The following is a 12,892-nucleotide window of genomic DNA, read 5'->3' on the forward strand; positions in this document are numbered from 1 at the left end:
CATCATAGCTCTTTCCCTTGAATACCAAATAAAGGTAGCGAAATATTATCAAAGTCTAATGGCGCCAATCCAGTAATTGTAATTCCCAATAGACGAACACCTTGCGCAATATCTGGCATTTCATCCAGCAATTGATTGGCATACGTTTCATACAACTTTGGGTCATTTTGAATAAAATCAGTGGTTGTTAACCGCTTTGTCAGCGTAGTAAAGTCCTGATAACGAATCTTTAAAACGAGTGTGCGCCCGTGCTTTTGCTGTTCTTTAACCGTTTTAGCCACCATCTCACTCAATAGCTTAATTTGATCACCAACGGTTGTCTCATCCGATAGAACTGGGCCATATGTCCGCTCTTTACCAATTGATTTTCGTTCTCGCTGATATTCAACTGGACGATCATCTATGCCCCGAACGCGGCGATACAAGATATAGCCAAATTTACCAAAATCCGCCATTAACTTGCTTTCAGACTGTCCAAATAAATCAGTCCCATTAAATATTTTTAAGTCGTGCATTTTCGGAATGGTTTTTTTCCCCACCCCTCGATATTTTTCAATAGGAAGTGCCATCAAGAAATCATGAGCATCATCTTGAGAAATAACGGTCATTCCAATTGGTTTACGAAAATCCGAGGCTTCCTTTGCCAAAAACTTATTGTAGGAAATACCGATTGAACTGGTTAACCGGGTTTGTTCCCAAATAGTTTGTTGTAAGAATTTGCCAACTGCTACCGGATTATCAAGTTCCAATTTATTTTCTGTGACATCTAAATAAGCCTCATCCAGCGCAACAGATTCTATTTTATCCGTCACCTCGTGAAAAATATCATGAATCTTTTCAGACACGGCACGGTATTTTGTAAAATCTGGCTCTTTAAAAATTGCGTCTTTACATAGTTCCAGCGCCTCTTGGGCACTCATCGCGGAGTGTATTCCAGCAGCCCTTGCTAGGTAATTAGCAGTTGCAACGACCCCTCGTCCACCACTTTTACGCGGATCCTTGGCAATCACTAAAGGTTGGTGGCGAAAATCAGGATAATCCCGCATTTCGATTGACGCATAAAAAGCATCCATATCTACATGAATAATTTTACGCACTATTTCAACCACTGCCACACCCCCACTTCATCAGCTTATTAAACCAAAAAAACCAGCCAAAATCAATTGGCTGGTTCACTGATTATTTGGACTCTTCTGTATCTTCAGAAGTTTCTTTTTCAGTCGATTCAGAAACCGAATTGACTTCTTCTTGGACCTTTTCAGTTGAGTCCTCTGTTGATTCATTTTCTGATTTTTCAGTATCATCGGTTGCTACTGTTGTACTTGCTGTTTTTTGGGTTACCTGAGCAATTGCTCGTAAATCAAAAACAAGGAAAATCCCATCTGCATCAAGTGTCACAGTTTTGTCTTCATTGTTGATTTCATCAACCACACCGTGCAAACGACCGATTGTGATAACGTGATCGCCCTTTTGCAGCTTGCTTAAAGTATCTTGATGCTTTTGTTGCTGCTTTCGTTGTGGTCTGATCATCAAGAAGTATAAAACAACAAACATGATGACGATTAAAATAATACCTGAATAGTTAGCCAAAATAGTTCACCCCTTAATATGTCTAGTTACCACTTTACCAAACTTCTTTAATATCGTCTATCTATATCATCAGAAATTCTTTGCATTTGGCTTATTAAATCCGTAATTTTCAAAGACTTCTGCCCGTAAATCAAGTAATTGATCATTCATGATGGCTTCTCGTACGCGTTTCATAAGATTCAGAAGATAATATAAGTTATGGTAACTAGTTAGTCTCATTCCGAAAGACTCGTCCGCTTTGAATAAATGGCGGATATAGGCCCGAGTGTAATTACGACAAGTGTAGCAATCACAATTATCATCGATTGGTGAAAAATCACGTGCATAAACAGCATTTTTTACAACTAATCGACCGTGACTGGTCATACAAGTTCCATTTCGAGCAATTCGTGTTGGCAGAACACAATCAAACATATCTATTCCCCGAATAACACCATCAATCAAGGAATCTGCTGTTCCAACACCCATCAAATATCGGGGTTTATTTTCGGGGAGCAACGGGGTTGTGAAATCTAAAACGCGATTCATTTCTTTCTTGGGCTCACCTACTGATAAACCACCAATAGAGTATCCGGGAAAATCTAAACTAGTTAGATCTTTGGCGGATTGTTTTCTTAAATCTTCATACCCCGCTCCCTGAACAATACCAAATAGTCCTTGATAATCCGCATGCTGATGCGCACGTAATCCACGCTCAGCCCATCTTGAGGTTCGTTCGACAGAGGATTTGATATAGTCATAGCTTTCATAATAAGGAGGACACTCGTCCAAGCTCATCATGATATCTGGTCCTAGATCGTTTTCAATTTGGATTGCTTTTTCGGGAGATAGAAATAACTTGTCCCCGTTAGATGGATTTCGAAAGTGGACACCCTCTTCAGTCAGCTTTCGGTTCTTAGCTAACGAAAACACCTGATAGCCACCGGAATCAGTTAAAATCCCCTTGTCCCAGTTCATGAACTTGTGAAGACCGCCTGCCTCTTTAACCAGGTCTTCTCCAGGCTGTAGCCATAAATGATAGGTATTTGAGAGGATGACGCCTGCGCCCATCTCATCTAATTCTTCTGGTGCAAGTGACTTCACAGTTGCTTGTGTGCCGACTGGCATAAACATTGGCGTTGGAAAAGTACCATGGGGTGTAATTAACTCCCCAAGCCTAGCGCCGGTATGCTTGTCTTTTTTTATTAGGCGATATTTAATCGCTGGATCCATTATGGAACCCCCTTTAAATTTATCTCGCTTTACTTTAACATTTTCATTTCCAATTAAAAAGCATAAAAAAAGATTGGCCAAAAAAAGTCGGTCAATCTCATTAGGTTTATTTAGTTATTTAATAAACATTGCATCCCCGAAACTGAAGAATCGATAATGCTCTTTAATGGCATGTTCATACGCATTTAAAATGTTTTCTCTCCCCGTAAATGCCGCAACCAGCATGACGAGTGTTGATTTCGGCAAATGGAAGTTTGTGATAAAAGCATCCACAATCTGCCATTGATAGCCGGGTTTGATAAAAATTTCCGTCCAACCAGAATCTGCCTTAATTTCGCCCTTAAACTTCGTTCCAATCGTTTCAAGCGTCCGAATTGAGGTTGTTCCCGTTGCAACGATTCTACCACCATTTGCTTTAACCTCTCTCAGAGTTCGAGCAGATTCTTCGCTTAGTTGGTAGAATTCACTATGCATTTTATGATCTTCAATATTATCCTCATCAACTGGTCTAAAAGTTCCCAGCCCAACATGAAGCGTTAAATAGACGAGTTTAATTCCCTTGTCTTGTACCTTTTGAAGTAATTCCTTAGTCCAATGCAAACCCGCTGTTGGCGCAGCAGCCGACCCAACTTGCTTAGCATAAACCGTTTGGTAACGTTCAGGATCATCCAACTTTTCTTTGATATAAGGTGGCAATGGCATTTCTCCCAAAGACTCAAGAATTTCCATAAAGATACCAGCGTAATGAAATTCGATCATTTTACCGCCATGTTCCAAATCTTTGGTGACCGTAGCAGTTAGCTTTCCATCCCCAAACACGATTGTCGTCCCGACAGTTGCACGTTTGGCAGGCTTAGCAAGCGTCTCCCATTCGTCCCCTTGAGTATTGTGCAAAAGGAGCAGCTCAACGTGGCCACCAGTTTCAGGCTTTTCTCCATAAATTCTGGCTGGCATAACCCGAGAATCATTCATCACGACAGCGTCTCCTGAGTTTAATTGATCAATAATGTCGTAAAAGTGCTTATCTTCCATTTCACCAGTTTTATGATCTAAAACTAATAATCGGGAAGCATCTCTCTTTTCAATTGGCGTTTGAGCAATTAATTCATGTGGCAAATCATAATCAAAATCTTCAGTTGTTAATGTCATTTTTTCACCTTTAATCGTTTAAATTTTGTGGATACGGAACGCCAAGATGTTCATAACCGGCCGCCGTCACAACGCGTCCTCTTGAGGTTCGTTTAATGAATCCAATTTGGAGCAAGTAAGGTTCATACATTTCAGCTATGGTATCAGCTTCTTCGCCAATATTTGCAGCTAACGTATTTAACCCAACTGGCCCACCGTTATAAAAGTTAATCATAGTTTTCAGTAATTTAGCGTCAGTACCATCAAGTCCCATATTATCTACGCCAAGTAGTTTTAATGCATGATCGACAATTTCCTGATCGATACTGTCATGTGCCTCAGATACCTGGGCAAAATCCCGAATTCGTTTGAACAGTCGATTCGCAATCCTAGGCGTTCCTCGTGAACGACTCGCAATTGCGTGTGCGCCCTCTTCTTCTATAGGCGTATTAAAGATATTAGCTGTTCGTTGCACGATTTGTTCAAGTTCCGCGGGCTCATAATAGCTCATGTGCTCAACAATCCCAAATCGATCTCTCAGTGGTGCCGACAACTGTCCCGCTCGCGTGGTCGCCCCAATAAGGGTGAAGGGTGGCAATGGAAAATGAATCGGATGGGCAGTTGGGCCTTGCCCAACCACGATATCGACGTAAAAATCTTCCATTGCAGAATAAAGCATTTCTTCAACAATTTTAGGAAGTCGATGAATCTCATCAATAAATAAAATATCACCCGGCTTTAGCTCATTTAGTAACGCTACTAAGTCACCCGGCTTTTCAATTGCGGGACCACTAGTTGTTTTTATGCTAACCGCCATTTCATTGCCGATAACCATGGCCAAAGTCGTTTTCCCTAAACCAGGAGGTCCGTATAAGAGCACGTGATCCAACGATTCCTCACGCTGTTTAGCGGCCTTAATATAAACTGACAGCTCATGCTTAATTTCCTTTTGACCAATATATTCCGAAAGTAATTGCGGTCTTAATGAACCCTCGAGAGAGGTTTCATCGTCTTCAACTTCATTTGAAACTAATCGGTTATCTTCATCCAATGGCTTCTCTCCCCTCTCTAATTCATATTATTTCATCAACCGCTTTAAGCCTTCACTCAAGTACTGATCAGTTGTGCTGACATCAAGTTCATCTAGTGCTGGCTTAATTTTTGATACCTCTCTGCTACTATATCCAAGTGCTTCTAGTGCTGCTAAAGCATCATCAAGCTGCTGATTAGCTGTGAGATGGATCTCAATTTGGTCACCCGCATCATCAACAAACTCGCCCAGTTTCCCTTTTAAATCCAGGATGATTTGCTGGGCCGTTTTTTTACCAATTCCGGGAAACTTCACTAGAAACGAAACGTTTTCTTGGTTTATTGCATTCACGATTCCGTGATGATCTTCATTCGCCAAAATTGCGAGTGCACTCTTTGAACCAATTCCCGAAACGTTTAATAGTTTTTCAAAGAGCTGCTTTTCTTCATAGGTAGCAAATCCATACAAACTTTGCGCACTATCCGATATCGTTTGATGAACATATACTTTATATTTCTCACCAATTTGAAAATGATAGGGATTTCCAGTGTAAATAAAATAGCCAACGCCATTTACATCAACAACGATGTGATCTGGTTGGACACTACTAACCGTGCCTTCTAAGTATTCATACATGCTAATTTCCGTCCATTCTAAACATACGTTTGCTTAAAATTGTATCACAACTTAAAGTCGGGACGTACCTTTTTATGCAAAATCACTCAACCCTGTTTGGTGAGAGTCTTGAATCCGTTTGAACATTTTTTCCATGTCCTGGTTGTTGAAATGGACTAAAACCGGGCGGCCATGAGGGCAATTAAATGGATTTTCTGCCTCTGCTAGCTTCGCAATTAAGGCTTTGGCCTGCTGGTCGTCAAGATGGTGATTCGCTTTAATCGCCCGTTTACAGCTCATCATGATGGCCGTCTTTTCCCTAAAAGAAGCAACTGAAATATGACCGTCTTGAATTACCCAATCAATCATTTCTTTGATTGTATCCTCTTCTTGCCCTGCCTTAAACCAGGTTGGATGATGACGCACAATAAAACTATTTTGACCAAATGGTTCTAATTCAATTCCCACACTTTTTAAAGTTTCGTAATTAGCTTGAATATTAAGCACATCAGTCGTTGGATAGTCCAAAACGATGGGGACAAGCAAATTTTGCTGATCCGTTGAAACTTCGCCGATTTGCTTTCTGTAGTATTCATAGTTGATTCGTTCCTGTGCAGCATGCTGATCCAAAACATAAAGACCTGAATCATCCTCTGCTAACAAATAGGTACCGTGCATTTGGCCAATATAAATAAGGTTTGGAAAACGTTCTTCTTTTTTTCTTGGTTGTCTGAGCATTGAGTCATCGATTGTTTCTGCTTTTTGTTCAATGTCAATGCCATGTTCCCGTTTTTCCACGGTGGCATACTTTTCTTCAAAAGTTTGCATTTCTGGACTATTTAGATCCGATTTATTCTTAATAATTAGAGGGGAAACTGGTGCAGCATCAGTAACTGCGCCAAATAAAGTACCATCGGAATTAACTTCCTTGCTGGTTGTCTTTTCTGACCCATTGCTTGCCGATTCAGATTGGTTTGAATTTAAGGCATATTGCTGTGATGCCTCATTCAAATTAATCGTTAATTGATCCGTATTAATTTTGGTATTAATTTTGCGGTTTAAGTTTTCAGTTGCATCTGGAATTAGGTTTTCTGAAGCCAATCGATTATAAATTGTCTTTGTAATGAGTTCCATTAACTCGGGTTCCTTGTTTATTCGAACTTCCTGTTTAGTCGGATGAACATTCACATCGACCAGCAAAGCATCCATTTGAATATTAATCACTGCAACTGGAAAGCGTCCCACCATGAGCTTTGATCCATAGCCATTAACAATTGCTTTCGTTAGTTGGAAGTTACGGACATATCGACCATTTAGCAAAATCGAAATGTACTGACGACTAGCTCTCGTCAATTCCGGAAGTGACACATAGCCCGTCACAGAAAAATCATCATCCTGACCTTCCACCTTAACCATCTCTCGGGCATTCGAAATACCGTATACACCAGAAATAACCTGAAGAAGGTCTCCGCGACCTGCACTTCTCATCAATTCGCGACCGTTGTGCGTCAGCGAAAAAGATATTTGAGGATAGCTTAAAGCCAACCGATTTACAATATCGGTGATTCTAGCCAACTCAGTATTAGGCGCTTTCAGATACTTTAGTCGGGCGGGCACATTATAAAATAGATCCTTAACCGTTACAGAAGTTCCTTTTCTCGAAATTGCTGGTTTTTCAGTCACTAATTTTCCACCGGAAATGTGAATTTCTTCGCCCTCTCCGCCAGTTGAAGTGCTTAATGTCACATCAGCAATTGATGCAATACTAGGTAAGGCCTCGCCACGAAAGCCAAGTGAATGAATTCTGAACAAATCTTGACGGTCAATAATTTTACTAGTCGCATGCCGTTCAAACGCCATTGGGACGTCTTCTCGGTCAATTCCATCACCATCATCAATAACGGAAATGAGTTTTAATCCTGCTTCCTCAATTCGAATATCAATTTCAGTACTATTTGCATCTATTGAATTTTCGACTAGTTCTTTAACAACTGAAGCTGGTCGTTCGATTACTTCTCCTGCTGCAATTTGATCAGCCAATATTGCTGATAATTCATGAATTTTGGCCAACACAATTCCTCCCTAATTCTTACTTACCTAATTTCTGTTGCCACTTGTTTACCAAATTCATGACGTCCATTGGCGTTAGTGACATTAGATTCAATGTTTTTAAATCCGTGAGAACTTTCTCTGATTTTGGATCAACTGATTTTTCTGAAAAAAGCGATAGCTGTTCGTCTTCATTTACAGTTGTCGGTTTTTCTGCCTCTTGAGCCTCTTCATTAATCTTTAACTGTTTTCTTGGCTCCGTGACTGCCGAAATGGTTTTTCCTTGGTTTTCTTCTTCAAGTCGACTTAATATATCTGATGCCCTGTTTAATAGTTCCTCTGGCATACCAGCCAACTTTGCAACATGGATACCGTAGGACTTATCGGCTGGACCATTTTCAACTTGGTGCAGAAAGACCAGTTCGCCATTCTTTTCAACAGCCCCAACGTGGACGTTCCTTAACTCTGATAAATTATCTTCTAACGCTGTAAGTTCATGGTAATGGGTAGAAAACAAAGTCTTTGCGTGCACGTGATCATGAACATATTCAATGATTGATTGTGCCAATGCCATCCCATCATAAGTTGCTGTCCCTCGACCAATTTCATCAAATAAAATAAGTGAGTTCTGCGTTGCGTGCAAAACAGCCTGATTTGCTTCCTGCATCTCTACCATAAAGGTACTTTGACCAGAAATTAAATCATCTGCTGCGCCAATTCGCGTAAAAATTTGATCAAAAATGGGCAGCTTAGCTGATTCTGCTGGTACGAAGCAGCCCATCTGTGCCATTATCACGGTCAATGCCAATTGACGCATATAAGTACTTTTCCCGGACATGTTGGGTCCTGTTATTAACAAAATACTGGTTTGGGGATCCATTCGAATATCATTTGGAACGTAACTTTGGCGACCCATCACTTTTTCAACAACAGGATGTCTTCCTTGCACAATTTGTAAATCATGAGCGTTTTGAGTCATTTGTGGTTGTACCAAACGATAGTTTTCACTCACCACAGCAAAGCTTTGTAAAACATCTAGCGTTGAAATAACTTGTGCTAATTTTTGCAACCTTTGGATTGCTAGTTTAACCTTCTCACGCAAATCAGTAAACAAAGTATACTCAAGTGCTGCAGATTTCTCTTGAGCTTCTAAAATTAACTGCTCGCGCTCCTTAAGTTCCGGAGTTGAGAAACGTTCAGCATTGGTTAGCGTTTGTTTTCGTTCGTATCGTCCTTCTGGCAATTTACTTAAATTTACTTTTGTTACTTCAATGTAATAGCCAAAGACCCGGTTATAAGCAACTTTAAGATTATTGATTCCAGTAATCTTTCGCTCGGAAGCCTGCAACTCAGCAATCCATTGTTTCCCATTTTGCATGGCATCCCGATATTGGTCTAATTGGTCGTTATAGTTATCTTTAATCAAGTTCCCATCAGTAACCGACATTGGTGGCTCGTCCACAATTGCGGATTCAATTGCCACTGCAACATCTTCAACAGGATCCAGTGACTTTAATATTTCATCGAATTCTGGCGTCTCCAAAGTATCTAAAACATGCTTAATTTTAGGCACTTGTTGAAGGGAAGTCTTTAATTGGATTAAATCCCGACCATTCACGTTACCAAAAGCAACTCGACCGGCTAATCGCTCAAGATCGTACACAGAAACAAGTTCATCTTGTAAATTACTCCGTTCAAAATAGTACTCCAACAAAACTTTTACTTTATTCTGTCGATCTTCTATAGCAGCTTTGGAAAGTAAGGGCCTATCTAACCACCGTTTTAACAATCGTGCTCCCATTGCAGTCTTGGTTTCATCTAGTAGCCATAATAAGGTACCAGATTTTTTCTTAGTTCTAATATTTTGAGTTAACTCTAGATTATATTGAGAATAATGATCTAGTTTTAGATAACGAGATGGTTCGTAGCTCACGGCACGTTGCAGATGAGCTAAACTGCGCTTTTGAGTTACATTAATGTATGTGAGTAAGAGTGAAACTGATTTCTCTTGGATTTTATTTTCTAATCCTTGCATTAAGTAACTTGTCTCTGCCTTTACGGTTACCTCTTCTTGATGCGATACTAAAATTCCTATTTTTGTTAATTGGTCAAGAATCGTTGCCGAAACAGTTGAATTAACAACGATTTCCTTTGTTTTTAAACTCATTACTTCATTAATTAAATCATTTGAATCTGCAAGGGTTGCGGCCTTCAGTTCTCCAGTTGCAATGTCTGCGTACGAAAATCCCATTTTGTGATTACTCGTATCAGCCACTAAAGCAGTCAAGTAGTTATTTGACTTGGCACTCTCAGACCCAACTTCCGTATTTGTTCCTGGGGTAATCAGTTGAATAACCTCTCGTTTAACCATTCCTTTGGCTAACTTGGGGTCCTCCATTTGCTCACAAATAGCCACCTTATATCCCTTATCAACCAGAATATCAATATAGTTTTGAACGGCATGATGGGGAACCCCGCACATTGGAATTGGATTATCGGAATTGTGATTTCTAGTTGTTAAAGTAAGCTCTAGGAGTTGAGCTCCCTTGATTGCATCTTCATTAAACATTTCATAAAAATCGCCTAAGCGATAAAACAGAAAAGCATCGGGATATTGATCCTTAATCTTTTGATATTGCACCATCATAGGTGTTTGACTTGGTGTTTTTTCTTTCTTTGCCACTCCTAAAACTCCTTTTATCAGCTAATTTAAATATGGATGTTCTTTACTAATCAAAATCGGTTTAATCTTTTTTGCATGCCCAGTTTTGTCATCTAAATCAATTACGCAGCCTGAAAGCAACCCTGACCCACTTTCTTCAACCTCAAATCGAGTTGGCCGTTGATTCAAGAAACGCCCAATTACCGCCTCAGATTTCATTCCCAATATGCTATCTGCCGGACCCGTCATACCAACTTCGGTTAAAAACGCTGTTCCATTTGGTAAGACTTTTGCATCGCTTGTCTGGACATGTGTATGAGTTCCGACTACTGCCGAAACCTGACCATCTAGATAAGTAGCTAATGCCCGTTTTTCACTCGTTGTTTCAGCGTGAAAATCGATAAAAATAAACGGTGACGTCTTCTTTGCCTGGTCGACGAGTTCTTCTGCAACTTGAAAAGGATCATCCATTGGATTCATAAAAATTCGTCCCTGAAGATTAATAACCGTTAATGTTTGCGCGTTAATTCGAATCGTTGTGTCGCCCTGACCAGGAACATTTTTTCCTGGAAAGTTTGCCGGTCGAACTAGTCTGTCCGCGTCATTCATAAAATCAAATATCTCGCGATTATCCCAGGTATGATTTCCCATAGTAATCACGTCGGCTCCTGCCTGAAGTAATTTCTTATAGATGGCCAAACTAATTCCACGTCCAACCGATGTAGAATTCTCCCCATTTACAATAGTTGCTTGGGGTTTAAAATCACGTTTTAACTGTGGCAAATAGGACTCAATCATTTCGACACCCTTATCACCAACAACATCACCAACAAATAGTATTCGCATTCTTTTCCTCTTGTCTAAAATATAATTATTAATCATTTACATAGTCTCGACTATTTTACCATGCTTTTTAAATAAAAATAAAAAAGATCAGTTTCCTGATCTTCTCTACTTAGCATATTCAACTGATCTAACCTCTCGAATTACTGATACCTTAATGTGTCCCGGATAATCCAGTTCACTTTCAATCCGCTTTTTAATGTCCCGTGCTAAGACAATAGCGTCTAAATCGGTAATTTTATCAGGCTTCACAATGACCCGAACTTCTCTTCCGGCTTGAATGGCAAATGTCTTTTCAACACCGTCAAACTGATTCCCAATGTCTTCTAACTTTTCAAGACGATGGATAAAGCTATCAAGAGAATCACTTCTAGCACCTGGTCTTGCAGAAGAAATTTTATCTGCAACAGCAACCAACTCAGCAATAATGTACTTGGAAGCTACATCACCATGATGAGCTGCAATTGCATTAATCACTACTGGACTTTCCTTATACTTCTTAGCTAGGTCCGCCCCCACTGAAGCATGTGAGCCTTCAGTATCCTGGTCAACTGCTTTACCAATATCGTGCAATAATCCTGCGCGCTTTGCTAATGTTACATCCTCACCTAATTCTGCAGCAAATGCCCCAGCTAATTTAGCAACTTCAATTGAATGACTTAACACATTTTGACCATAAGAAATCCTAAAATTCATTTTACCGACAAGTTTTACCAAGTCAGGATGCATTGAATGGATTCCTAAATCAAATGTCGTTTCTTCACCAATATCTTGAATATGTTCATCTAACTCACGACGAGCCTTTTCAACCATCTCTTCAATACGAGCTGGATGAATTCGACCATCTTGAATTAGTTTTTCAAGTGCTATCTTAGCAACTTCTCGCCTAATTGGATCAAACCCACTTAACACAACTGCTTCTGGTGTATCATCGATAATTAAATCAATTCCAGTAAGCGTTTCAAGGGTTCGAATGTTTCGGCCTTCGCGACCAATAATTCTCCCCTTCATATCGTCATTCGGAAGCGTTACCACAGAAACTGTGGTCTCTGATACCATGTCAGCAGAACTACGCTCAATCGCCTCGACAATAAGATTCTTGGCGTCTTGCGTGACTGTCTTTTTGGTTTCAGCTTCACTTTCCTTAATCATTTGGGCTTGTTCTTTGGCAAGACTTGCTTGGGTTTCACTAATGATTAAGTCACGAGCCTCATCACGTGATAAGGCTGCAACTTCTTCAACAGCTGATTGTCGCTTTTCTATAAGTGAGTCTGCTTGTTGTTGCTTCTTTACTAAATCTTGCTGTTCATTAGTAAGCTTATTTTCTCGCTTGCTTAATGAGCTTTCACGTTTTTCAAAAGCGTTATCCTTGCGGTCGAGCGCCTCTTCACGTTGTAAAAGGCGATCTTCTTGTTTCTGAACTTCAGCACGGCGTTTCTTGAGTTCAGATTCAACTTCTGCACGGTAACGATGACTTTCGTCTTTGGCTTCTAACAGTTTTTCTTTTGTATCTGTTTCAGCCTTCTTTTTTGCGTCAGCCAAGATTCCTTCAGCAGTATTTTTAGCAGCTACCATTCGTTTTTCAAAAATCGACTTACGAATTAAATAGCCAATACCAATACCAACAACAATAGCGATGATTGCGAGGATTATAACTGAAACAGTCATAATTCCACCTCCGCATCATCAAAATAGATTAATTTCTTAATCTTATATTTTAAGATGTTATTTTTTTACACTGTTACATCCCTTATTTTAAGGTT

At 39.9% G+C, this 12,892-nt stretch carries 10 protein-coding genes; all 10 read right to left on the reverse strand.

Features of this window, described 5'->3' with window-relative positions; translation table 11 throughout:
- Positions 1–2: 2 nt before the first annotated feature.
- A complete protein-coding gene (gene dinB, locus FD44_RS02885; protein ID WP_010620703.1) occupies positions 3–1,109 on the reverse strand; it encodes a DNA polymerase IV in 1,107 nt (368 codons plus the stop codon).
- A gap of 70 nt (positions 1,110–1,179) precedes the next feature.
- Positions 1,180–1,554 (reverse strand): preprotein translocase subunit YajC, encoded by a 375-nt coding sequence (gene yajC / locus FD44_RS02890; protein ID WP_050899340.1) that lies wholly within the window; start codon positions 1,552–1,554, stop codon positions 1,180–1,182.
- 105 nt (positions 1,555–1,659) lie between these two features.
- Positions 1,660–2,802: a tRNA guanosine(34) transglycosylase Tgt gene (gene tgt, locus FD44_RS02895; RefSeq protein ID WP_010620701.1), complete on the reverse strand. Its 1,143-nt coding sequence runs from the start codon at positions 2,800–2,802 to the stop codon at positions 1,660–1,662.
- A 114-nt stretch (positions 2,803–2,916) separates the two neighbouring features.
- Positions 2,917–3,951 carry a tRNA preQ1(34) S-adenosylmethionine ribosyltransferase-isomerase QueA gene (queA, locus tag FD44_RS02900; RefSeq protein WP_010620700.1) on the reverse strand — a complete coding sequence of 345 codons (1,035 nt, stop codon included), beginning with the start codon at positions 3,949–3,951 and terminating at the stop codon, positions 2,917–2,919.
- A 10-nt stretch (positions 3,952–3,961) separates the two neighbouring features.
- Positions 3,962–4,981, reverse strand: a complete 1,020-nt coding sequence (gene ruvB, locus FD44_RS02905; RefSeq protein WP_010620699.1) for a Holliday junction branch migration DNA helicase RuvB — start codon at positions 4,979–4,981, stop codon at positions 3,962–3,964.
- Positions 4,982–5,008: 27 nt separating this feature from the next.
- Positions 5,009–5,596 carry a Holliday junction branch migration protein RuvA gene (gene ruvA, locus FD44_RS02910; protein ID WP_010620698.1) on the reverse strand — a complete coding sequence of 196 codons (588 nt, stop codon included), beginning with the start codon at positions 5,594–5,596 and terminating at the stop codon, positions 5,009–5,011.
- 72 nt (positions 5,597–5,668) lie between these two features.
- Positions 5,669–7,645, reverse strand: coding sequence for a DNA mismatch repair endonuclease MutL (gene mutL, locus FD44_RS02915; protein WP_010620697.1), 1,977 nt, complete (start codon positions 7,643–7,645; stop codon positions 5,669–5,671).
- Between the two features lie 19 nt (positions 7,646–7,664).
- Positions 7,665–10,271, reverse strand: a complete 2,607-nt coding sequence (mutS, locus tag FD44_RS02920; protein ID WP_033445298.1) for a DNA mismatch repair protein MutS — start codon at positions 10,269–10,271, stop codon at positions 7,665–7,667.
- A gap of 57 nt (positions 10,272–10,328) precedes the next feature.
- Positions 10,329–11,132, reverse strand: coding sequence for a TIGR00282 family metallophosphoesterase (locus tag FD44_RS02925; RefSeq protein WP_010620695.1), 804 nt, complete (start codon positions 11,130–11,132; stop codon positions 10,329–10,331).
- Positions 11,133–11,237: 105 nt separating this feature from the next.
- Positions 11,238–12,797, reverse strand: coding sequence for a ribonuclease Y (gene rny / locus FD44_RS02930; protein WP_010620694.1), 1,560 nt, complete (start codon positions 12,795–12,797; stop codon positions 11,238–11,240).
- Positions 12,798–12,892 lie beyond the last annotated feature (95 nt).

Source organism: Secundilactobacillus malefermentans DSM 5705 = KCTC 3548, from assembly GCF_001436395.1.
Classification (GTDB): Bacteria; Bacillota; Bacilli; order Lactobacillales; family Lactobacillaceae; genus Secundilactobacillus; species Secundilactobacillus malefermentans.